The organism is Variovorax sp. J2P1-31 (assembly GCF_030317215.1).
Classification (GTDB): Bacteria; Pseudomonadota; Gammaproteobacteria; order Burkholderiales; family Burkholderiaceae_C; genus Variovorax.
This window is the reverse complement of the sequence record NZ_JASZYA010000002.1, coordinates 1,311,714-1,334,055: the sequence shown is the minus strand read 5'-3', so window position 1 is coordinate 1,334,055 and position 22,342 is coordinate 1,311,714. Positions and strand designations below refer to the sequence as shown.

General features: G+C 69.4%; 16 protein-coding genes. 10 read left to right on the top strand and 6 right to left on the bottom strand.

Features of this window, described 5'->3' with window-relative positions; genetic code table 11:
- Positions 1 to 58: 58 nt before the first annotated feature.
- From smc to def, 5 genes are all read left to right on the top strand, one after another.
- Positions 59 to 3,571 (top strand): chromosome segregation protein SMC, encoded by a 3,513-nt coding sequence (gene smc, locus QTI20_RS17290; protein WP_286552641.1) that lies wholly within the window; start codon positions 59 to 61, stop codon positions 3,569 to 3,571.
- A 16-nt stretch (positions 3,572 to 3,587) separates the two neighbouring features.
- Positions 3,588 to 4,685: a cell division protein ZipA C-terminal FtsZ-binding domain-containing protein gene (locus QTI20_RS17285; protein WP_286552640.1), complete on the top strand. Its 1,098-nt coding sequence runs from the start codon at positions 3,588 to 3,590 to the stop codon at positions 4,683 to 4,685.
- Positions 4,686 to 4,801: 116 nt separating this feature from the next.
- Positions 4,802 to 6,895 (top strand): NAD-dependent DNA ligase LigA, encoded by a 2,094-nt coding sequence (gene ligA / locus QTI20_RS17280; protein ID WP_286552639.1) that lies wholly within the window; start codon positions 4,802 to 4,804, stop codon positions 6,893 to 6,895.
- 121 nt (positions 6,896 to 7,016) lie between these two features.
- The gene (locus tag QTI20_RS17275) at positions 7,017 to 7,484 is read left to right on the top strand and encodes a hypothetical protein (protein ID WP_286552637.1); all 468 of its coding nucleotides are present in this window, start codon (positions 7,017 to 7,019) and stop codon (positions 7,482 to 7,484) included.
- A 28-nt stretch (positions 7,485 to 7,512) separates the two neighbouring features.
- Entirely contained in the window at positions 7,513 to 8,052 is a 540-nt protein-coding gene (def, locus tag QTI20_RS17270) for a peptide deformylase (protein ID WP_286552635.1), read from the top strand.
- An 18-nt stretch (positions 8,053 to 8,070) separates the two neighbouring features.
- Here def and QTI20_RS17265 read toward each other — a convergent pair whose 3' ends face one another.
- Entirely contained in the window at positions 8,071 to 8,475 is a 405-nt protein-coding gene (locus QTI20_RS17265) for a DoxX family protein (protein WP_286552634.1), read from the bottom strand.
- A gap of 152 nt (positions 8,476 to 8,627) precedes the next feature.
- Between QTI20_RS17265 and QTI20_RS17260 the strand changes: the two genes are divergently transcribed.
- From QTI20_RS17260 to QTI20_RS17250, 3 genes are all read left to right on the top strand, one after another.
- Positions 8,628 to 9,662 (top strand): amino acid ABC transporter substrate-binding protein, encoded by a 1,035-nt coding sequence (locus QTI20_RS17260; protein ID WP_286552632.1) that lies wholly within the window; start codon positions 8,628 to 8,630, stop codon positions 9,660 to 9,662.
- Between the two features lie 120 nt (positions 9,663 to 9,782).
- A complete protein-coding gene (locus QTI20_RS17255) occupies positions 9,783 to 10,799 on the top strand; it encodes an amino acid ABC transporter permease (RefSeq protein ID WP_286552629.1) in 1,017 nt (338 codons plus the stop codon).
- A 2-nt stretch (positions 10,800 to 10,801) separates the two neighbouring features.
- A complete protein-coding gene (locus QTI20_RS17250) occupies positions 10,802 to 11,869 on the top strand; it encodes an amino acid ABC transporter permease (protein WP_286574228.1) in 1,068 nt (355 codons plus the stop codon).
- Here QTI20_RS17250 and QTI20_RS17245 read toward each other — a convergent pair.
- Both QTI20_RS17245 and map read right to left on the bottom strand, forming a co-directional pair.
- On the bottom strand, positions 11,866 to 14,472 hold the full coding sequence (locus tag QTI20_RS17245) for a [protein-PII] uridylyltransferase (protein ID WP_286552626.1): 2,607 nt from the start codon (positions 14,470 to 14,472) through the stop codon (positions 11,866 to 11,868). The two genes, QTI20_RS17250 and QTI20_RS17245, sit on opposite strands and share 4 nt — an antisense overlap.
- 19 nt (positions 14,473 to 14,491) lie before the next feature.
- Complete coding sequence (gene map / locus QTI20_RS17240) at positions 14,492 to 15,316, bottom strand: type I methionyl aminopeptidase (RefSeq protein WP_286552625.1); 825 nt, start codon at positions 15,314 to 15,316, stop codon at positions 14,492 to 14,494.
- A gap of 176 nt (positions 15,317 to 15,492) precedes the next feature.
- On the opposite strand from map, the gene purL reads away from it, so the two are divergent.
- Positions 15,493 to 19,503, top strand: a complete 4,011-nt coding sequence (gene purL, locus QTI20_RS17235; RefSeq protein ID WP_286552623.1) for a phosphoribosylformylglycinamidine synthase — start codon at positions 15,493 to 15,495, stop codon at positions 19,501 to 19,503.
- 75 nt (positions 19,504 to 19,578) lie between these two features.
- A complete protein-coding gene (ygiD, locus tag QTI20_RS17230; protein WP_286552622.1) occupies positions 19,579 to 20,481 on the top strand; it encodes a 4,5-DOPA-extradiol-dioxygenase in 903 nt (300 codons plus the stop codon).
- Between the two features lie 152 nt (positions 20,482 to 20,633).
- Here the strand turns inward: ygiD and QTI20_RS17225 are convergent, their stop codons facing one another.
- The 3 genes from QTI20_RS17225 to QTI20_RS17215 form a co-directional block, all read right to left on the bottom strand.
- Positions 20,634 to 21,419: a foldase protein PrsA gene (locus QTI20_RS17225; RefSeq protein WP_183029329.1), complete on the bottom strand. Its 786-nt coding sequence runs from the start codon at positions 21,417 to 21,419 to the stop codon at positions 20,634 to 20,636.
- 111 nt (positions 21,420 to 21,530) lie between these two features.
- Complete coding sequence (locus QTI20_RS17220; RefSeq protein WP_286552619.1) at positions 21,531 to 21,794, bottom strand: BolA family protein; 264 nt, start codon at positions 21,792 to 21,794, stop codon at positions 21,531 to 21,533.
- A complete protein-coding gene (locus QTI20_RS17215) occupies positions 21,791 to 22,333 on the bottom strand; it encodes a septation protein A (protein ID WP_183029331.1) in 543 nt (180 codons plus the stop codon). Before QTI20_RS17215 ends, QTI20_RS17220 begins: the two co-directional genes overlap by 4 nt.
- Between the last annotated feature and the right edge of the window lie 9 nt (positions 22,334 to 22,342).

Genomic DNA, 22,342 nt, shown 5'->3' with positions numbered 1-22,342 from the left:
TGCATTTTTCCTTACAAATCAACACCTTGGCTTTCGGGCCAGGTTGGAACGACCCCTCGTGCGTCTCAATTCCATCAAGCTTTCCGGCTTCAAGTCCTTCGCCGAGCCCACCAACTTCCTGCTGCCGGGCCAACTGGTCGGTGTGGTCGGGCCGAACGGCTGCGGCAAATCGAACATCATGGATGCGGTGCGCTGGGTGCTGGGCGAGTCGCGCGCCTCGGAGCTGCGCGGCGAGTCGATGCAGGACGTGATCTTCAACGGCACGACCACCCGCAAGCAGGCCAGCCGTTCGAGCGTGGAGCTGGTGTTCGACAACGCCGACCACCGCGCGGGCGGCCAGTGGGCGCAGTTCGCCGAGATCGCGGTGCGGCGCGTGCTCACGCGCGACGGCACCAGCAGCTACTACATCAACAACCAGCCGGTGCGCCGGCGCGACGTGCAGGACGTGTTCCTCGGCACCGGCCTGGGCCCGCGCGCCTACGCCATCATCGGCCAGGGCACGATCAGCCGGATCATCGAGTCCAAGCCCGAGGAACTGCGCCTGTTCCTGGAAGAGGCCGCGGGCGTGTCCAAGTACAAGGAACGCCGCCGCGAGACCGAGAACCGGCTGGGCGACACCCGCGAGAACCTGACGCGCGTCGAGGACATCCTGCGCGAGCTCAACACCAACCTCGAGCGGCTCGAGAAGCAGGCCGAGGTGGCGGCGCGCTACAACGCGCTCACGGCCGACGCCACGCGCAAGCAGCACCAGCTGTGGTTCCTCAAGCGCACCGAGAGCGAGGCCGACCAGGCCAAGATCAAGGCCGACGCCGACCGCGCGCTCAACGACCTGGAGTCGCGCACCGCCGACCTGCGGCGCATCGAGTCCGAGCTCGAGACCGTGCGCCAGGCGCATTACGCGGCCGGCGACCATGTCAACCAGGCGCAGGGCAAGCTCTACGAGGCCAGCGCCGAAGTCGGCCGGCTCGAGGGCGAGATCCGCTTCGTGGTCGAGGGCCGCCAGCGGGTCGAGCAGCGCCTGATCCAGCTGCGCGAACAGATCGGCCAGTGGAGCGGCCGGCGCGAACAGGCCGAGGTCGAGATCGAGACGCTGGCCGGGCAGGGCGTCGATGCCGAGGAGCAGGCCGAACTGCTGGCCGCGCAGCTCGAGGAACACGACGCGCGCATGCCCGAGCTGGAAGATGCACAGCAGCGCGCCCAGAACGAGGCCAATGCGCAGCGCGCGGCGGTGGTGCAGGTGCAGCAGCAGATCCAGGTGCTGGCCGCCGACCAGCGCAACATCGAGGAACAGAGCCGCCAGCTCACCCTGCGCAGCGAACGCCTGCGCACCGACAAGCAGGCGCTGGCCGCGCCCGACGAGGAGAAGCTGCAGGACCTGCAGTTCCAGTTCGCGGCCGCCCAGGAAGCGGCGGCCGAGGCCGACGCCCGCCTGCAGGACCTGCAGGAAGCCGTGCCGCAGCTCGACGACGACCGCCGCACGCGCCAGCAGGCCGTCAACACCGAGGTGGCGCGCCATGCCGACCTGTCGGCCCGGCTCGAGGCGCTCAAGGCGCTGCAGGAGAAGGTCAAGACCGACGGCAAGCTCGCGCCCTGGCTGGCCAAGCACGGCCTCGACGGGCTGCAGGGCCTGTGGAGCCGCATCCACATCGAACAGGGCTGGGAGAACGCGCTCGAGTCCGCGCTGCGCGAGCGCCTGGGCGCGCTGGAGGTCTCGCGGCTGGACATGGTGCGTGCCTTCGGTGGCGACGCGCCGCCCGCCAAGCTGTCCTTCTACAGCCCGCCCGCGGCCGGCCTGCCGCCCGGTGGCGGGACGCTGCCGCGCCTGTCGGACCTGCTGCGCGTCAACGACGCCGGCCTGCAGGCGCTGCTGGTCGACTGGCTGCACGGCTGCTACACCGCGGCCAGCTTCGAGGAGGCCCTGGCCCAGCGCGGCCAGCTCCAGCCCGGCGAGGCGATCTTCGTGCAGAGCGGCCATGCGGTCACGGCGCACAGCGCGAGCTTCTACGCGCAGGATTCCGAGCAGGCCGGCCTGCTGGGCCGCCAGCAGGAGATCGAGAACCTCGACCGCCAGCTGCGCGCCCAGACGCTGCTGAGCGAAGAGGCGCGGACCGCGCTGGTGCGCGCCGAGGCGGCGTACGCCGACGCCGCGCAGCGCCTGGTCACGGCGCGCCGCGAAGCCGGCGAGACGCAATCGCGCGCGCACGAGCTGCAGGTCGAGACGCTGCGCCTCACGCAGCTGGCCGAGCAGACCCGCGCGCGCAGCGAACAGCTCGCGGCCGACCTCGGCGAAGTCGATGCGCAGCTGGAAGACCTGCAGGAACGCCGCGTGGCCGCCGAAGGCCGCTTCGAGGAACTCGACATGCAGCTGGCCGACAGCCAGGAGCGCCATGCCCAGCTCGACGAGCGCGTGATCGAGGCCGGCCGCGCGCTGGCCGCCAGCCGCGACCAGCACCGCAGCCTGGAACGCCAGGCCCAGGAAGCCACCTTCACGCAGCGCAGCGTCGACGCCCGCCGCGGCGAACTGAGCCGCGCGATCGAGACCGCCGCGCAGCAGACCGTGGCGCTGGCCGACGAGCAGGAACGCGCCCAGGCCGAGCTCGGCCGGCTGTCGGATGCGGCCGCGCAGGCCGGCCTGCAGGATGCGCTGTCGCTCAAGCTCGAGCGCGAGACCGCGCTGGGCGCCTCGCGCAGCCAGTACGACGACCTCACGCTCAAGCTGCGCGCCAGCGACGAGCGCCGGCTGCAGCTCGAGCGCGAGCTCGATCCGCTGCGCCAGCGCATCACCGAATTCCAGCTCAAGGAACAGGCCGCGCGCCTGGGCTTCGAGCAGTACGCCACCTTGCTGGCCGACGCCCAGGCCGACCTGGAGGCGATCGCGCTGTCGATCGAGACCGACAAGGTGCGCCTGACCGGCCTGCAGGGAGAGATCGACCGGCTGCACCGCGAGGTGGCGGCGCTGGGCGCGGTCAACCTGGCGGCACTCGACGAACTGGCCATGGCCAGCGAACGCAAGACCTTCCTCGACGCGCAGTCGGCCGACCTGAACGAGGCCATCGGCACGCTGGAAGACGCGATCCGCAAGATCGACGGCGAGACCCGCGAGCTGCTGGGCGGCACCTTCAAGATCGTCAACGAGCACTTCAGCCGCATGTTCCCCGAGCTGTTCGGCGGCGGCAACGCGCGCCTGGTGATGACCGGCGACGAGATCCTCGACGCCGGCGTGCAGGTGCTGGCGCAGCCGCCCGGCAAGAAGAACCAGACCATCCACCTGCTGTCCGGCGGCGAGAAGGCGCTCACCGCCATCGCGCTGGTGTTCGCGATCTTCCAGCTGAACCCTGCGCCCTTCTGCCTGCTGGACGAAGTGGACGCGCCGCTGGACGACGCCAACACCGAACGCTATGCCAAACTGGTGTCCGCCATGAGCAAGAGCACGCAGTTCCTTTTCATCAGCCACAACAAGATCGCGATGGAGATGGCCGAACAGCTGATCGGCGTGACCATGCAGGAGCAGGGCGTGTCGCGCATCGTGGCGGTGGACATGGAGTCCGCCGCATCCATGATCGAAGCCTGATCGGGTCCCGCACCACATGAGCAGCCTCACCGTCGCCCTCGCCATCCTGGGCGGACTCGTTCTCGCCGGCCTGGTGGCCTTCAACACCTGGTCCTCGCGCCGCAATGCACCGCGCCAGCCCGACGCGCCGCCGCCCACCGGGCTCGACCCCGCGTCTTCCGGCGAGCGCACCGACGACGGGCCCACGCTGCACGTCGACCCGCACCCCGTGCCGGGCAACGAGCGCCACGAGCCCTTGTTCGACCCCGACCTGCCCGCGCCCACGGCGCTGCCGATCCCCACGGCCGACCGCCGCGGCGGGCTCGACCCGCTGATCGACGTGATCGCGCCGGTCTCGCTCGACGGACTGGTCTCGGGCGATGCGGCCATCGCCGCCATGCCGGCCACGCGCCGCGCGGGCAGCAAGCCGGTCGCGATCGAAGGCCTCAACGAGCACAACGGCGAATGGGAGCCGCCGGTGGCGGGCCAGCGCTACGGCGCCTTCCAGGTCGGCGTGCAGCTGGCGAACCGCACCGGCGCGCTCAACGAGATCGAGTACTCGGAGTTCGTGGTCAAGGCCCAGGCCTTCGCCGACGCCCTCAACGGCGCGCCCGAGTTTCCCGAGATGCTCGACGAGGTCGCACGCGCCCGCGAGCTCGACCAGTTCGCCAGCGCGCACGATGCGCAGCTGGGCTTCGTGCTGCGCGCGCGCCATGCGGCCTGGAGCCCCGGCTATGTGCAGCAGAACGCCGCGCGGCTGGGTTTCGTGGCCGGGCTGATCCCGGGCCGCATGGTGCTGCCGGCCGGCGAGGCCGGGCTGCCGCCGATCATCGGCCTGTCCTTCGACACCCAGGCCGCGCTGGCCGACGACCCGGCGCAGTCGGCGATCCGCGAGCTCACGCTGAGCCTCGATGTGCCGCAGGTCGACCGCGCCGAGCGCCCCTTCGTGCGCATGCGCGAGTCGGCCGCCACGCTGGCGCGCGAGATGGACGGCGTCGTGACCGACGGCGACGGCCAGCTGCTGCGCGACGAGACCATGGACGTGATCGGCGCCGACCTCGAGGAGCTCTACGACATGCTCGACTCGCGCGAGCTGGGCGCGGGCTCGGCGCTGGCGCGGCGGCTGTTCAGCTAGACGATTTTCCCGGCGTCGCGCACATGTCCTGTCGCTTCGCCTCCCGTGACTGCCGCGGTCGGCCCACGCCGGCGCGCGGTGTGCCCGTTCCCGATTGACCGCGCCCTCCTGTTGCCATGACTGCCCCTGACGAAAATGCCGCGCGCGAAGCCGCCGCGTTGAGCGAAACGCTTCGCCACCACGCCCATCTCTACTACGTGCTCGATGCGCCGACGCTGCCGGACGCCGAGTACGACAAGCTGTTCCAGCGCCTGCAGGCCCTCGAGGCCGAGCACCCCGAACTGCGCACCGCCGATTCGCCCACCCAGCGCGTGGGCGGCCAGGTGCTCGACGGCTTCGTCAAGGTGCGCCATCGGGTGCCGATGCTGTCGATCCGCACCGAGACCGACATCACGGCCGGCGGCGCGAGCGCCTTCGATGCGCGGGTGCGCAAGGAACTGGGCCTGGCCGAGGACGCGCCGCCGGTGGCCTATGTCTGCGAGCTCAAGTTCGACGGCCTGGCGATGAACCTGCGCTACGAGCACGGCGTGCTGGTGCAGGCTGCCACGCGCGGCGACGGCGAGATCGGCGAGGAGGTCACGCAGAACATCCGCACCATCGCGCAGATCCCGCTGCGCCTGCACGGCGACGCGCCGCCGCCGGTGGTCGAGGTGCGCGGCGAGGTCTACATGCGGCGCGACGACTTCGAGGCGCTCAACGAACGCCAGCGCGAGCGCATCGCGGCCGGGCAGAAGAACGAGAAGGTCTTCGTCAACCCGCGCAACGCCGCGGCGGGCGCGGTGCGCCAGCTCGATCCCGCGATCGCGCGCGAGCGGCCGCTGAGCTTCTTCGCCTACGGCCTGGGCGAGGTGTCGACGCCCGAGCAGGGCGGGCCCGACTGCCCGACGCAGTTCGACTGGCTCGAGCAGTTCCGCGCCTGGGGCTTCCCGGTCGCGATGCAGACCGCGCGCGCCAGCGGCGCCGAGGCGCTGGTGACCTTCCATGAACTCACCGGCCGCACGCGCGACGCCTTGCCCTACGACATCGACGGCGTGGTCTACAAGGTCGACAGCATCGCGCTGCAACGGCAGCTGGGCTTCGTCTCGCGCGAGCCGCGCTGGGCCGTGGCCCACAAGTACCCGGCGCAGGAGCAGTTGACCGAGGTGCTGGCGATCGAGGTGCAGGTGGGCCGCACCGGCAAGCTCACGCCGGTGGCCAAGCTGGCGCCGGTGTTCGTCGGCGGCGTGACCGTGACCAACGCGACGCTGCACAACGAGGACGAGGCGCGCCGCAAGGACGTGCGCGTGGGCGACACGGTGATCGTGCGGCGCGCCGGCGACGTGATCCCCGAGGTGGTGGGCGTCACGCCCGAGAGCGCCGCCAAGCCGGCGGAGCAGCGCGGCGCGCTGTTCACCATGCCCCGCCACTGCCCGGTCTGCGGCTCCGATGCGGTGCGCGAGGAGGAAGAGGTCGACTACCGCTGCACCGGCGGCCTGTTCTGCGCCGCCCAACGCAAGGAGGCGATCCTGCATTTCGCCGCGCGCCGCGCGCTCGACATCGAGGGCCTGGGCGACAAGCTGGTCGAGCAGCTGGTCGACGCGCAGCTGATCCGCACCTTGCCCGACCTCTACAAGCTGGGCTTCGTCACGCTTGCCGGGCTCGAGCGCATGGCCGACAAGTCGGCCAGCAACCTGATTGCGGCGCTCGAGGCCTCGAAGAAGACCACGCTGCCGCGCTTCCTGTTCGGCCTGGGCATCCGCCACATCGGCGAGAGCACGGCCAAGGAACTGGCGCGCCACTTCGGCCAGCTCGACGCGATCATGGACGCGAGCGAGGAACGGCTGCTTGAGGTGGCCGACGTGGGGCCGGTGGTCGCGACCAGCCTGCGCACCTTCTTCGACCAGCCGCACAACCGCGAGGTGGTCGAGCAGTTGCGCGCCAGCGGCGTGCACTGGGAGGAGGGCGAGCCCGCGCCGCGCGCGCTCAAGCCGCTCGCGGGCAAGACCTTCGTGATCACCGGTACATTGCCTACGCTGTCGCGCGACGAGGCGAAGGACAAACTGGAGGCGGCCGGCGCCAAGGTGGCCGGCTCGGTCAGCAAGAAGACCGACTACCTGGTGGCCGGCGCCGAAGCCGGCAGCAAGCTCGACAAAGCGAACTTGTTGGGGGTGGCGGTGATCGATGAAGGGGGCATGCTGGAACTGCTCGCGCAGGAGGCTCCTCTTTCGTGAAGGTTGCGCGGCTTCGACGATTTTTGCGTGGCGGCCTTACGCGGTGTTACCTGTGTTTGCCTGAGGGACGTCAGCGGAATGTATTTCTGGCGCCGAATGGCGTTGAAAGAAGGAGATCGCTATGAAGATGAACTTGCGTCGGTTGGCCATGGGCCTGGGTCTTGGGGCCGTGGTGGTGCTGGCCGGATGCGCGGCCTATCCCGCGGGCACCTATTACGACGGCGGCGGCTACAGCACGGGTGGCTACAGCAGCGGTGGCTATGGCTACGGCGGCGGATACAACGCCTATGAAGGCGGCTACTACCCCGGCACGGCCCCGGTCATCATCCAGCAGCCGCCGGTTTATGTGAACGGCGGCTACTATCGTCGCCCGGATTATCGCCGCGACGACCGCCGCGATTGGGACGGGCGTGATGGCCGGCCGGGCTACAACCGCCCGCAGCAACAACAGCAGATTCGGCCTCAACGGCCGCCCCGGCCCGAGCCGAACGTTGTTCGTCCTGGCCGCCCGGCTCCGTCGCAGGCCTTCCCGCAGGTCGCTCCGGGTTCGCCGTCGCCGGTGCAACCCAACGGCCAGTACGTCAACTGAAGTTTGAGCGAAGGCGCAGCGACCGACCGTGACCGTTCGAGACATCCTGAAGATGGGCGACCCGCGTCTCTTGCGCGTCGCTCAGCCCGTGGCAGCCTTCGACACCGACGAACTGCACCTGCTGGTGCGCGACATGTTCGAGACCATGCATGCGGTCAACGGGGCCGGCCTGGCCGCGCCGCAGATCGGGATCGACCAGCAGATCGTGATCTTCGGCTCGGGCGAGCCGAATCCCCGTTATCCCGATGCGCCCATCGTGCCTCGCACCGTGCTGCTCAACCCGGTGATCACGCCGCTGGGCGACGAAGAGGAAGAGGGCTGGGAAGGCTGCCTGTCGGTGCCCGGCCTGCGCGGCGTGGTGCCGCGCTTCGCGAACATCCGCTACACCGGCTTCGACCTCTACGGCGATCCGATCGACCGCAGCGTGAGCGGCTTCCATGCACGCGTGGTGCAGCACGAGGTCGATCACCTGCTGGGCAAGCTCTACCCGATGCGGGTGCGCGACTTCACGCGCTTCGGCTTCACCGAAGTGCTGTTCCCGGGCCTCGACGCGTCGGACGACGACTGAACGAGACCCGCGTCCCGCTCAGTTGTACTTGCCGCTGACGCCGCCCACGCTCAGGCGGCCTGCGCCCAGCAGGGCCACCGCGACCGCGCCGAACAGGAACATGCCCTGCAGCTCGAGCGCCCAGCCGCCGCTCTTACCGAGCGCGAACAGGTCGGCCGTGTGCACCAGCCAGAGCGCCACCAGCATGTTGATCACGATGATCAGCGCGGCCGGCCGCGTGTAGAGGCCGATGATCACCAGCGCGGGCGCGACGATCTCTCCGACATAGACCAGATAGGCCAGCGCGGACGGCAGTCCGTGCGAGGCCAGCATGCCGCCCACGCCGCTGACGCCCGTGCTGAGCTTGGAAATGCCGTGCAGCAGGATCAGGATGCCCAGCGCCAGGCGCAGGACGAGTTTTCCGGTGTCGTCGGAACGGGTCATGTCGAAAGTCCTTTCAGGCCAAGAGGGCCGCATTGTGGGCCAATTTGAGTTGCTGCGTGCCGCCAGCGTGTGTGGGGTGTGCCGCCCCGCTGCTGCAAGGACCCCGGCCGCCCCGTAAACTGCGCGGGCCGTCTTTTGAGGAATCCATGCCCATGAACCGAACGTTCCGCCCCGTCCTGGCCACCCTGGCCGCCACCCTGGCCCTGGCCAGCGCCGCGCCCGCCTTCGCCGGCAAGGTGCTCGACACCGTCAAGCAGCGGGGCAGCGTCAAGTGCGGCGTGACCAACGGCGTGGCCGGCTTCTCCGCCCCCGACACCCAGGGCAACTGGTCGGGCCTGGACGTCGACACCTGCCGTGCCGTGGCGGCCGCCGTGCTCGGTGATGCGAAGAAGGTCGAGTTCGTGCCGCTGAATTCGCAGCAGCGCTTCTCCGCGCTGCAGGCCGGCGAGGTCGACATCCTGGCGCGCAACACCACCTGGAACCTCACGCGCGATGCCTCGCTGGGCTTCCACTTCACCACCATCAACTACTACGACGGCCAGGGCTTCCTGGTGCCCAAGAAGATCAAGGTCACGAGCGCCAAGCAGCTCAAGGGCGCGACCATCTGCACCCAGTCGGGCACCACCAACGAGAAGAACGTGGCCGACTGGTCGAAGGCCCAGGGCATCCCGGTCAAGACGGTCGTGTTCGAGAGCTTCGAAGCCTCGTTCAAGGCCTTCTTCGCGGGCCGCTGCCAGGCCTTCACCACCGACACCTCGGCGCTGGCCGGCCTGCGCAACAAGGAAGCGCCGAACCCCGACGACTACCTCATCCTGCCCGAGCTGATCTCCAAGGAACCACTGGCGCCGCTGGTGCGCCGCGGCGACGACGAGTGGTTCGCGATCGTGAAATGGGTGCCCAACGCGCTGATCGAGGCCGAGGAGGCCGGCATCACGCAGGCCAACATCGACGAACTCAAGAGCAACAGCAAGGACCCGGCGCAGCAGCGCCTCGTCGGCACCGGCGACGACCTGGGCAAGCTGCTGGGCCTGGACAAGGACTGGTCCTACCGCGCGATCAAGGCCGTGGGCAACTACGGCGAGATCTTCGAGCGCAACGTCGGCCCGAAGTCGGTGCTGAAGCTGCCGCGCGGTGCCAACAACCTCTGGAACAAGGGCGGGCTGCTGTACGCGCTGCCGGTCCGCTGATGGGCTCGCCCCCGAGGGCTCGCGCACTGCGTGTCGCTTCGCCTTCCCCCTTCCGGGGGCGACACCCGCGGCCCGGCAAAGCCGGTTCCGCGGTGTCTCTGGCATGAGGCATCCGTTGACATGAGGACATCTTCGCCTGGATCGAGCCGTGCGTCGCGCCGTGCCGTCTGGCGCGGGCGCGCCTTGCAGGTCCTGCTGATCGCCGCGGTGGCGGGCGGCGCCTTCTGGCTCGTGCACCATGCGCTCGAAACCCTGCGTGCGCGCGGCGTGCGTTCGGGCTTCGACTTCCTGCTGCAGTCGGCCGGCTTCGAGATCTCCGAAGGCTGGCTGGATTTCGATTCGGGCCAGCCCTTCTGGCGCGCCTTCCTCGCGGGCCTGATCAACACCGTGCGCGCCGCCGTGCCGGCCGCGCTGATCGCGGTGGCCTTCGGCACGCTGCTGGGCATCGGCCGGCTGGCGCCGCATGCGCTGCTGCGCGGGCTGTGCGCGGTCTACGTCGACACCGTGCGCAACGTGCCGCTGCTGGTGCAGATGCTGATGCTGTACTTCGCGCTGACCCAGTTGCTGCCGGATTCGATGGAAGCCATCGAACTGCTGCCGGGCGTCTGGCTCAGCAAGGGCGGGCTGGCGATGCCCTGGCCGCTGCGCGAGCCGGGCGCGTTCTGGCCCAGCGGGCTCGATTGGCCCGAGCAAGGCGGCTTCAACGTCACGGGCGGCGCCGCGCTGAGCCCCGAGTACCTGGCGGTAGTGGGCGCGCTGGCGCTCTACACCGCGGCCTTCGTGGCCGAGATCGTGCGCGCGGGCATCGCTTCGGTGTCGTCCGGGCAGAAGCTCGCGGCGCAGGCGCTGGGCCTGTCGTCCGGCCAGCAGCTGCGCATCGTGGTGCTGCCGCAGGCGCTGCGCGTGATCGTTCCTTCGCTGACCAACCAGCTGCTGAGCCTGACCAAGAACTCCTCGCTGGCGGTGGCGGTCGGCTACCCGGAGCTGGTGTCGGTGGCCAACACCTCGCTCAACGCCACCGGCCGCGCCTTCGAGTGCATCGCGGTCGTGATGCTCGTCTACCTGCTGCTGTCGCTGGCCATCTCGGCCGCGATGAACTTCTACAACGCGCGCGTCGCGCTGCGGGGCTGGCAATGAGCATGGCGCCGCCGCCATTGGCCAGCGCCTCGAAGCGCTGGACCGCCGAACTGTTCGGCTCGCCCTGGCGCGCGCTGGCCTCGGTGCTGCTGCTGCTGGCCATCGGCTGGGCCGCCATGCACGCCTTCGACTGGGCCGTGCTGCATGCGGTGTTCCGGGCCGACGCCGAGGCCTGCCGCGCGGTGCGCCATGGCGCCTGCTGGGGCGTGGTGGCCGAGAAGTGGCGGCCGATGCTGTTCGGCCGCTACCCCTACGAGGCGCAGTGGCGGCCGGCCGTGGCCGTCGTCGTGCTGTCGGCGGTGACGCTGCTGAGCGCCTGGCCGCGCAGCTGGCGCTGGTGGCTGCTGCCGCTGTGGGTGGTGGCGCTGGCGCTTTTCGTGCTGCTGATGCGCGGCGGCGTGGCCGGCCTGGCCTACGTGCCGACCAACCGTTGGGGCGGCCTGCCGCTGACCATCGGCCTCGCGGTGGTGGGGCTCGCGATGGCCTTCCCGCTGGCCCTGCTGCTCGCGCTCGGGCGGCGCTCGCAATGGCCCGCGGCGCGCGCGCTGTGCGCCACCTACATCGAGTTGGTGCGCGGCGTGCCGCTGATCTCGGTGCTGTTCATGGCTTCCTTCCTGCTGCCGCTGCTGTGGCCCGCGGGCTGGCAGCCCGACGTGCTGGTGCGCGTGCTCGCGGGGCTGTCGCTCTTCGTCGCGGCCTACCTGGCCGAGATCATCCGCGGCGGCCTGCAGGCCGTGCCGCGCGGCCAGACCGATGCCGCGGTCGCGCTGGGCTTCGGCCGCTGGCCGGTGCAGCGCGACATCGTGCTGCCGCAGGCGCTGCGGCTGGTGGTGCCGGCGCTGACCAACAACGTGGTGGGCACGCTCAAGGACACCTCGCTGGTCACCGTGGTCGGCCTGTTCGAGCTCACCGGTGCGCTGGGCCTGGCGCTGGGCGGCGACCCGACCTGGCGGCCCTTCTACCTCGAGGGCTACCTGTTCCTCGCGCTGGTGTACTGGGTGATGTGCTTCGGCCTGTCGCGCTACAGCGCCTGGCTCGAGCGGCGGCTGGGCGCGGGCAACCGGGCCTAGGCCGACAGCGCCTCGATCAGCTCGGTCTCGATCGCGAGCTGCGCGCGCTGCCCCTGCAGCTCGGGCCCGCTGAGCAGGAAGGTGTCTTCCACCCGTTCGCCCAGGGTCGTGACCTTGGCCAGCTGCAGGTTCAGCTGGTGCCGGGCCAGCACCCGCGCCACCGAGTAGAGCAGGCCCGCGCGGTCGCTGGCCGAGATGCTCAGCAGCCAGCGCTGGGCCTTGTCGTCGGGGATCAGGCTGATGCGCGGCTGGATCGGGAAGCTGCGCACGCGGCGCGACACCCGGCCCATGCTCGGGGCCGGCAGCGGGCCGGCCTCGGCCAGCGTTTTGGTCAGGCCGGTCTCGACCATGCTGATCAGGTCGCGGTAGTGCTCGGGCGCGTAGGCGGTGACGATCTGGAAGGTGTCGAGCGCGTAGCCGTTGGTGGCGGTGTGGATCTTGGCGTCGAGAATGCTGAATGACGATTGATCGAAGTAGCCGCAGATGCGCGCGAACAGGTCGCGCTGGTCGGGCGTGTAGACCACCACCTGCAGGCCTTCGCCCACCGGCGACAGCCGGGCGCGCACGATCGGCGGCGCCTTCGGGTCGACCGGCACGCCCTTGTGCGGCACGTGGCGCGACAGCTGTTTGGTGTGCCAGGCGATCTCCGAGGCGTCGTGGCGCATGAAGTAGCCCACGTCCAGCGTCTCCCACAGGCCCTTGTGCACCTCGAAGGGCATGGCGTGCAGCGCCAGCTGCACCAGCGCCTCGCGCTTGCGGGCCTCGATCTCGGCGTCGGGGTCGGGCAGGTGGCCGCCCAGCGCGCGCGAGGTGGCGCGGTAGAGGTCTTCGAGCAGCTTGCCCTTCCAGGCGTTCCAGACGCGCGGCGAGGTGCCGCGGATGTCGGCGATGGTCAGCAGGTACAGCGCGGTCAGGTAGCGCTCGCTGCCCACGCGCTTGGCGAAGGCCGCGATCACCTCGGGGTCGCTCAGGTCCTGCTTCTGCGCCACGGTGCTCATGGTCAGGTGCTCGGTGACCAGGAACTCGATCAGCTTGCTGTCTTCGCGGCTCACCGCATGCAGCCGGCAGAAGCGCTGCACGTCGCGCGCGCCCAGCGTCGAGTGGTCGCCGCCGCGGCCCTTGGCGATGTCGTGGAACAGCGCTGCCACGTAGAGCATCCAGGGCTTGTCCCAGCCGGCCGCGAGTTGCGAGCAGAAGGGGTACTCGTGCGCGTGCTCGGCGATGAAGAAGCGCCGCACGTTGCGCAGCACCATCAGGATGTGCTGGTCGACCGTGTAGACATGGAACAGGTCGTGCTGCATCTGGCCCACGATGCTGCGGAAGGGCCGCAGGTAGCGCCCCAGCACCGAGGTCTGGTTCATCAGCCGGAAGGCGTGCGTGATGCCGCGCGGCTGCTGCAGGATGCGCATGAAGGTCGCGTGGTTCGCGGGGTCGTTGCGGAACCTGGCGTCCATCACCGAGCGGGCGTTGTAGAGCGCGCGCAGCGTGCGCGCCGACAGGCCCTTCACGCCGATGGTCTTCTGGTAGAGCAGGAAGGTCTCGAGGACCGCGTGCGGTTCCTTGAGGTAGAGGTCGTCGCTGGCCACCTCGATCATCCCGGCCTTCTCGAAGAAGCGCTCGTTGATGCGGGTCGGCTCCTCGGCCTGCGGCTTGAGCCGCTCGCCGATGTTGAGCAGCAGGATCTGGCTCAGCTGCGTGACCGCCTTGGCGGCCCAGTAGTAGCGCCGCATCAGCGCCTCGCTGGCCTTGCGCTGCGACAGGGCCTCGTAGCCGAAGGTCGCGGCCACGGCGGTCTGCAGGTCGAACACCAGCCGGTCCTCGCGCCGGTTGGCCGTGACGTGCAGGCGCGCGCGGATCAGGCTCAGCAGCGCCTCGTTGCGCTTGATCTGCTGCACTTCGAAGGCGGTGGCCAGGCCGTTCTTCGCCAGGTCTTCCCAGCGCTTGCCGAAGCCCGCGGCCTTGGTCATCCAGAGCACGGTCTGCAGGTCGCGCAGCCCGCCCGGCGATTCCTTGCAGTTGGGCTCGAGCGCATAGGGCGTGTCGTCGAACTTCTGGTGCCGGTGACGCATCTCCTGCGACTTGGCGGCGAAGAAGGCCTGCGGGTCGATGGCCGCGCAGAAGCGCTTGCGGAAGGCTGCGTAGAGCTTCTTGTCGCCGATGATCAGGCGCGATTCGAGCAGCGAGGTCTGGACCGTGACGTCCTTCGCGGCCTCGTCCAGGCACTCCTCCAGCGTGCGCACGCTGGAGCCGATCTCCAGGCCCGCATCCCAGCAGCGGCCGATGAAGGCTTCGAGCCGCGTCGGGTCGACGTTGCTGGCATGCACCTCCGGCAACAGCAGCAGCACGTCGACGTCGGAGTAGGGGAACAGCTCGCCGCGGCCGAAGCCGCCGACCGCGACCAGCGCCAGGTCGTTGCCGAAGCCGGCGTCGTTCCAGAGCGTGCTCAGCGTTTCGTCGGCGAGCGCCGAGAACTGGCGCAGCGTGGCATGGACGCTGCGCGTGGGCGCATGGCCGTGGCGCAGCGTGTCGAAGAGCGCGAGCTTCTGCGCGCGATGGGCCTCGCGCAAGGACGCCACGTCGACCGTGTTGGCGACTTCGATCACGTGCGCGTCTCCCCGGGGATCAGGTGGCCGTCGCGGTGACGAAGGACGGCAGCAGCGGGCTGCCCGCCGACAGCGTCAGCACCTCGTAGCCGGTCTCGGTCACCAGCACGCTGTGCTCCCACTGGGCCGACAGCGAATGGTCGCGCGTGACGATGGTCCAGCCGTCGTACTGGCCGCCCTTGGCGTCTTCCTTGATGTCGCGCTTGCCGGCGTTGATCATCGGCTCGATGGTGAAGATCATGCCGGGCTTGAGTTCTTCCATGGTGCCCGGGCGGCCGTAGTGCAGCACCTGCGGCTCCTCGTGGAACTTCTGGCCCACGCCGTGGCCGCAGAACTCGCGCACCACCGAGTAGCCCTGGGCTTCGGCGTATTTCTGGATCGCGTGGCCCACGTCGCCCAGATGCGCGCCGGGGCGCACCTGCAGGATGCCGTGCCACATCGCCTCGTAGGTCACCGAACAGAGCCGCTTGGCCGCGATCGAGGCCTCGCCGACCACGAACATCCGGCTGTTGTCGCCGAACCAGCCGTCCTTGATGACGGTGACATCGATGTTCATGATGTCGCCCTTCTTCAAAGGCTTGTCGTTCGGGATGCCGTGGCACACCACATGGTTGACCGAGGTGCACAGCGACTTGGGGAAGGGCACCGAGCTGGCGCCCAGGTAGCCCACCGTGGCCGAGGTGGTGCCCTGCTGGACCATGTACTCCGAGGCGAGCCGGTCGATGTCGTTCGTGGTGATGCCGGGCTTGATGAACGGGGTGAGGTAGTCCAGCACCTCCGAGGTCAGGCGGCCGACTGCGCGCATGGCCGCAATGCCTGCCGCGTCGTGATAGGTAATGCTCATCAACCAATTATCCCATCCGCCATCGTGGCAGGCCGGCGCTCGGGCGGATGCCCTCTCGCCGGTGCCCTAAAATCCCGGGTTTCCACGGAGGGCCCCAGTCAGCGGCCCTCCAGCGCGTTTTCTCCTTTTTCTTCCATCACAACCAGCCCAGCCGGCCCCCGCCAGCCCTTCCGACCGTGACGCAGCCATCCCACACCGCCCAACCCGTCGTGACCGTGTTCGAGGGCGGCAGCGCGCTCAGCGACTTCCGCGCGCGCCAGCTGCTGCCCCGGCTGCAGGCCGTCGAGCCGAAGATCGAGGCCATCGCGGCCCGCTTCGTCCACCTGGTCGTGACCGATGCCGCCCCGGACACCGCCGCGCGCGAGCGCTTCGCGGCCCTGCTGAGCTACGGCGAGCCCTTCGCGGCGCCCAAGAGCGCGACCGAACTGGTGGTCACGCCGCGCCTGGGCACCGTGTCGCCCTGGGCCTCCAAGGCCACCGACATCGCCCACAACTGCGGCCTGGCGCTGCGCCGCGTCGAGCGCGTGGTGCAGTACCACCTGAGCCTGAAGTCGCCGCTGATCGGCAAGGCGCCGGTGCTCGAAGGCGAGAAGCTGCTGGCCGTGGCCGGCCTGCTGCACGACCGCATGACCGAATCGGTGCTGCCCGGCCTCGACGGCGCCGCGGCGCTGTTCGCCGAGCTCGATGCGCAGCCGATGGTGCAGGTCGACGTGCTGGGCGGCGGCCGCTCGGCATTGGTTTCGGCCAACACCACCTTCGGCCTGGCGCTGGCCGAGGACGAGATCGACTACCTGGTCGCGGCCTTCACCAAGCTGGGCCGCAACCCCAGCGACGTCGAACTCATGATGTTCGCGCAGGCCAACAGCGAGCACTGCCGCCACAAGATCTTCAACGCCGACTTCGTGATCGACGGCCAGCCGCAGCCGATCAGCCTGTTCGGCATGATCCGCCACACCGAGAAGCAGAACCCGCAGCACACCGTGGTGGCCTATGCCGACAACGCGTCGATCATGGAAGGCCAGCAGATCGAGCGCTTCGTGGCGCGTGCCGACGCGAACGGCGCGCGCTACGACAAGGAAAGCGCGCTGAGCCACGTGCTGATGAAGGTCGAGACCCACAACCATCCGACCGCCATCTCGCCCTTCCCCGGCGCCTCGACCGGCGCCGGCGGCGAGATCCGCGACGAGGGCGCGACCGGCCGCGGCTCCAAGCCCAAGGCCGGCCTGACCGGCTTCACCGTCTCCAAGCTCTGGCCCGAAGCAGGCCACTACGGCAAGCCCGCCCATATCGCGAGCCCGCTGCAGATCATGACTGAGGGTCCGCTGGGCGGCGCCGCCTTCAACAACGAATTCGGCCGGCCCAACCTGCTGGGCTACTTCCGCGAGTACGAGCAGGCCATCGAGAGCGATGCCGACACCGTGCAGCGCGGCTACCACAAGCCCATCATGATCGCGGGCGGCCTGGGCAGCATCGACGCCACGCAGACGAAGAAGATCCTGTTCCCCGCGGGCTCGCTGCTGATCCAGCTGGGCGGCCCCGGCATGCGCATCGGCATGGGCGGCAGCGCCGCCAGCTCGATGGCCACCGGCGCCAACGCGGCCGAGCTCGACTTCGATTCGGTGCAGCGCGGCAACCCCGAGATCGAACGCCGTGCGCAGGAGGTCATCAACCACTGCTGGCAGCAGGGCGCGGCCAACCCGATCCTGGCGATCCACGACGTGGGCGCGGGCGGCCTGAGCAATGCCTTCCCCGAGCTCACCAACGACGCGGGCCGCGGCGCGCGCTTCGACCTGCGCGCGGTGCCGCTGGAAGAGTCGGGCATGGCGCCCAAGGAAATCTGGTGCAACGAGAGCCAGGAGCGCTACGTGCTGGCCATCGCGCCCGAATCGCTCGAACAGTTCAAGGCCTTCTGCGAGCGCGAGCGCTGCCCGTTCTCGGTGGTGGGCGTGGCGACGGAGGCGCGCCAGCTGCTGGTGGCGGACGAGGGCGCAGACGCCCAGCCCGTCGACATGCCGATGGACGTCCTTTTGGGCAAGCCGCCCAAGATGCTGCGCGACGTGAAGACCGTCGCGCGCAAGTTCAAGCCGCTCGACCTGACCGGCGTGTCGCTGCAGAAGGCCGCCATCGACGTGCTCTCGCACCCGACCGTGGCCTCCAAGCGCTTCCTGATCACCATCGGCGACCGCACCGTGGGCGGCCTGAGCCACCGCGACCAGATGGTCGGCCCGTGGCAGGTGCCGGTGGCCGATTGCGCCGTCACGCTGGCCGACTACGCCGGCTTCGCGGGTGAGGCCATGAGCATGGGCGAGCGCACGCCGCTGGCCGCGCTCGACGCGCCGGCCTCGGGCCGCATGGCGGTGGCCGAGGCCATCACCAACCTGCTGGCCGCGCCGATCGAACTCTCGCGCGTCAAGCTCTCGGCCAACTGGATGGCGGCCTGCGGCGAGGCCGGCGAGGACGCCGCGCTCTACGAGACCGTGAAGGCGGTCGGCCTCGAGCTGTGCCCGGCGCTGGGCATCTCGATCCCGGTGGGCAAGGATTCGCTGTCGATGCGCACGCAATGGTCGGACGGCGCCGAGAAGAAGAAGGTCAGCTCGCCGGTGAGCCTGATCGTGACCGCCTTCGCCACGCTGGCCGACGTGCGGGGCACGCTCACGCCGCAATTGAACCGCGACGAGGCCGACACCACGCTGGTGCTGATCGACCTGGGCCGCGGCCAGCACCGCATGGCCGGCAGCATCCTGGCGCAGACCCTGGGCCAGAGCGGCGACACCGTGCCCGACCTCGACCATCCCGAAGACCTGGTGAACCTGGTCAAGGCGGTGAACGCACTGCGCGCCGAGGGCAGGATCCTCGCGCTGCACGACCGCAGCGACGGCGGCCTGTTCGCCGCCGCCTGCGAGATGGCCTTCGCGGGCCAGGTCGGCGTGGCGCTCAACGTCGACATGCTGGTCACCGAAGGCGACGGCATCTCCGACAGCCGCATGGAAACCGGCGACGCCAAGAACTGGGCCCAGCAGGTCAGCGCGCGGCGCGAGGAGCTCACGCTCAAGGCGCTGTTCAGCGAGGAGCTGGGCATGGTGCTGCAGGTGCGCACGGCAGACCGCAACGACGTCATGCAGCTGCTGCGCGCCCACGGCCTGAGCACCCACAGCCATTTCGTCGGCAAGACCCGCCCCGAGGCCTCGGCGCTGGACGTGGGCAAGGGCAAGATCGAAGTCTGGCGCGATGCCAAGTCGGTGTTCGGCGCCACGCTGCACGACCTGCACCAGGTCTGGGACTCGGTCAGCTGGAAGATCGCGCGCGAGCGCGACAACCCGGCCTGCGCCGACGCCGAGCATGCCGCGGCCGGCGAGCCCTCGAACCCGGGCCTGCACGTGTTCCTGCCGAACGCGCAACCGGCCGCGCCGGCGATCCTGCAGTCGCGCCCCAAGGTCGCGATCCTGCGCGAGCAGGGCGTCAACTCGCATGTGGAGATGGCCTATGCCTTCAACGAGGCCGGCTTCGAATCCTTCGACGTCCACATGACCGACCTGCAGACCGGCCGCGCCGACCTGGCCGACTTCCAGGGCGTGGTCGCGTGCGGCGGCTTCAGCTACGGCGACACGCTGGGCGCGGGCATCGGCTGGGCACGCAGCATCACCTTCAACCCCCGCCTGTCCGACCAGTTCCAGGCCTTTTTCGGCCGCGCCGACACCTTCGGCCTGGGCGTGTGCAACGGCTGCCAGATGTTCGCCGAACTGGCCGACATCATCCCGGGCGCCGAAGCCTGGCCGCGCTTCACCACCAACCAGAGCGAGCGTTTCGAGGCCCGCCTGGCGATGGTCGAGGTGCTGGAATCACCGAGCATCTTCTTCGGCGGCCTGGCCGGCAGCCGCCTGCCGATCGCGGTGGCGCACGGCGAGGGCTATGCCAACTTCAAGCACCGCGGCGACGCCTCGAAGGCCATCGCGGCCATGCGCTATGTCGACAACCACGGCCAGCCCACCGAGCAGTACCCGTTCAACCCGAACGGCAGCGCGGGCGGCCTGACCTCGGTCACGACCGCCGACGGCCGCTTCACCGCGGTCATGCCGCATCCGGAGCGCGTGTTCCGCAACATCCAGATGAGCTGGACCTCGGAAGACAAGAGCGGGTTCAGCCCGTGGATGCAGATCTGGCGCAATGCGCGGAAATGGGTGGGCTGACCTCGCGCCAGGCTTCCATCGATTCGTGTGCGCTGGCGCACAGCGTCCTCCCACGGACACTCCGATGATCGCGCGATGCTGAATCGCCGTGACTTCGTGGGTGCCCTGGGCGCCGTCCTTCCGCTGGCCGACGCGCTGTCGGCCGAGCCTTTCCGTGCGTTGAAGACTTCGCCGCGCATGCCGGTGCTGTTCGTCGGCCATGGCAGCCCGATGAACGCGATCGGCGACAACGCCTACCGGCGCAGCTGGCAGGCGCTGGGCGCGGAATTCGGCCGCAGGTACCCGACGCCGCAACTGATCCTCTGCGTCTCGGCCCACTGGCTCACGCAGGGCGGCTGGTTCCTCACCGCGATGGCGAAGCCCAAGACCCTCCACGACTTCGGCGGCTTCCCGCAGGAACTGTTCGACCAGCAGTTCCCGGCGCCCGGTGCGCCGGCGGCGGCGGCGGAGATCGCGCAGGCCGTGCGCCAGCCCCTGAGCGGCGCGGCCCTGGGGCTCGATCGCGGGGAATGGGGCTTCGACCACGGCACCTGGTCGGTGCTCAAGCCCATGTTCCCGCAGGCACAGATCCCGGTGGTGCAGCTGAGCATGGACTACGGCCGCCCACCGGCCGAGCACGCGATGCTGGGCCGGCAGCTCAAGGCCTTGCGCGAGCGCGGCGTGCTGATCGTGGGCAGCGGCAACCTGGTGCACAACCTGCGCGTGACGCGCCGCGGCACGGCGCCGGACCAGGCCTACGACTGGGCCCATGCCTTCGACGGCATCGTGACCGAGCAGCTGGAGAAGGGCGAGCTCGCCGCGCTGCCGCGCTTCCAGTCGCTGGGCGCCGTGGCGCAGCAGGCGCACCCGACGCACGAGCACTACCTGCCGCTGCTCTACGCGGCCGGCGCCGTCGATGCCGGCAAGGAAGCGCCGCGCTTCTTCAACGCCGACTTCCAGTCGGCCTCCATCTCGATGCGTTCGGTCGTCTGGGGCTGAGCGCTCACCGCTCGTCCATGAAAAAAGCGGCCCGCAGGCCGCTTTTCAAATTCCAGGGACACCGCGGAACCGGCTTTGCCGGGCCGCTGGTGTTGCCCCCTGGGGGGAAGGCGAAGCGACACGAAGTGCGCGAGCCCTCGGGGGAGAGCCAATCACTCGATTTTTGCCTTGGCGCGCAGCTCTTCCTGGTACTTCTGCAGGCGTTGCTGCTGCAGCTGCTGCGTGATCTGCGGCTTGACTTCGTCGATCTTGGGCAGCTCGGCCTGGCGGATGTCGTCGACGCGGATGATGTGGTAGCCGAACTGCGACTTGATCGGGGCCGGCGTGGTCTCGCCCTTGCCCAGCTTGATCATCGCTTCCGAGAACTCGGGCACGAAGCTCGCGGGGTTGGCCCAGTCGAGGTCGCCGCCGTTGGCGCCCGATCCCGGGTCCTTGCTCTGCTTCTTGGCGATGTCCTCGAACTTCGCGCCCTTCTTCAGGTCGGCGATGATCTTCTTGGCCTCGTCCTCGGTTTCCACCAGGATGTGGCGCGCCTTGTATTCCTTGCCGCCGTTGGCCGCCACGAACTTGTCGTACTCGGCCTGCACGTCGGCGTCGGTCACCGGATGGGTCTTGCGGTAGTTGTCGAACAGCGCGCGGATCAGGATGGCCTGGCGGGCGAGTTCGAGCTGGGCGCGGTAGTCGTCGCTGGCGTCCAGGCTCTGCTTTTGCGCTTCCTGCATGAACACTTCGCGCGCGATGACTTCCTCGCGCAGCTGCGGTTCCATCTCCGGCGTCACGGGGCGGCCGGCGGCGGCCAGCTGCTGGGCGAGCACTTCCATGCGGGCCTTGGGCACGGCTTTGCCGTTGACGATCGCCACGTTTTGCGCGAACGCGCCAACGGAAGCTGCGCTCAGCACGAGGGCTGCTGCCAGGGTCTTCAGGGTAGGTTGTTTCATGGGATGGTCCTTAGGACTCGCAGGGTGAGATCGCGCAGAGCGCAGTGGTGAAAGGGGCTGTCTCGTGCCGCCGTAGGAGAGGGCGGTCCGCGAAGAAGGAAATCGTGCGGCTCAGAGCGTTTCGATGGCGATGGCGTGAACGCCCTCGGCGATGAAAAAGTGCAGCGCATCATACACAAGCCGATGCCGCGCCACGCGGGGCTTTCCGGCGAATTCGGGGCTGGCGATGCGGACCCTGAAATGGGTGCCGTAGCCCTCGGCGCCGGCGCCCGCATGGCCCGCGTGCGCGGCGCTTTCGTCGATCACTTCGAGCATCGTGGGCTGCAGCTTTTCGCGCAGCACCGCGTCCAGTTGGGCGGCGGTGTAGAGCGTCATGCGGCGGGCGTGTCTTCGGATTTCAGGTGGGGCGCGATGTAGAGGCCCTGCGCGATCAGGAACACCACCGGGAAGGCATAGCCCCAGAGCTTGAAGTTGACCCAGGCCTCCGTGCTGAAGTAGAGCGCGACGTAGCCGTTGATGACCGCCATGAACAGGCAGTAGGCGATCCACGCGACGTTGAGATGCGTCCAGATGCGGTGCGGCAGTTGCAGCTGCGCGCCCAGCATGGCCTGCAGGACGTTCTTGCGGAAGCCCCACAGCGCCACGGCCAGCGCGATCGCCATCGCGCCGTACAGCACGGTCGGCTTCCACTTGATGAAGCGGTCGTCGTGCAGCACCAGCGTCAGCGTGCCGAACAGCAGGATCAGCACCAGCGTGGCCTTCTGCATGGTCTGCAGCTTGCGCTCGATGGCGTAGGTGATGAGCATCTGCAGCACGGTGGCGCCCATCAGCACCGCGGTCGCGACATAGATGTCGGCCAGCTTGTAGGCGCCGAAGAACAGCAGGATGGGGAAGAAGTCGAGGATCAGTTTCATGCGAAGCGG

Bases quoted from the DNA above. Each gene is read 5' to 3' on its own strand.
- ygiD (WP_286552622.1), top strand. From the start codon at position 19,579: ATGCTGAATCGCCGTGACTTCGTGGGTGCCCTGGGCGCCGTCCTTCCG.
- QTI20_RS17255 (WP_286552629.1), top strand. From the start codon at position 9,783: ATGAGGACATCTTCGCCTGGATCGAGCCGTGCGTCGCGCCGTGCCGTC.
- QTI20_RS17220 (WP_286552619.1), bottom strand. From the start codon at position 21,794: ATGACGCTCTACACCGCCGCCCAACTGGACGCGGTGCTGCGCGAAAAG.
- QTI20_RS17265 (WP_286552634.1), bottom strand. From the start codon at position 8,475: ATGACCCGTTCCGACGACACCGGAAAACTCGTCCTGCGCCTGGCGCTG.
- QTI20_RS17250 (WP_286574228.1), top strand. From the start codon at position 10,802: ATGGCGCCGCCGCCATTGGCCAGCGCCTCGAAGCGCTGGACCGCCGAA.
- QTI20_RS17285 (WP_286552640.1), top strand. From the start codon at position 3,588: ATGAGCAGCCTCACCGTCGCCCTCGCCATCCTGGGCGGACTCGTTCTC.
- map (WP_286552625.1), bottom strand. From the start codon at position 15,316: ATGAGCATTACCTATCACGACGCGGCAGGCATTGCGGCCATGCGCGCA.
- ligA (WP_286552639.1), top strand. From the start codon at position 4,802: ATGACTGCCCCTGACGAAAATGCCGCGCGCGAAGCCGCCGCGTTGAGC.
- QTI20_RS17225 (WP_183029329.1), bottom strand. From the start codon at position 21,419: ATGAAACAACCTACCCTGAAGACCCTGGCAGCAGCCCTCGTGCTGAGC.
- QTI20_RS17275 (WP_286552637.1), top strand. From the start codon at position 7,017: ATGAAGATGAACTTGCGTCGGTTGGCCATGGGCCTGGGTCTTGGGGCC.
- QTI20_RS17260 (WP_286552632.1), top strand. From the start codon at position 8,628: ATGAACCGAACGTTCCGCCCCGTCCTGGCCACCCTGGCCGCCACCCTG.
- QTI20_RS17215 (WP_183029331.1), bottom strand. From the start codon at position 22,333: ATGAAACTGATCCTCGACTTCTTCCCCATCCTGCTGTTCTTCGGCGCC.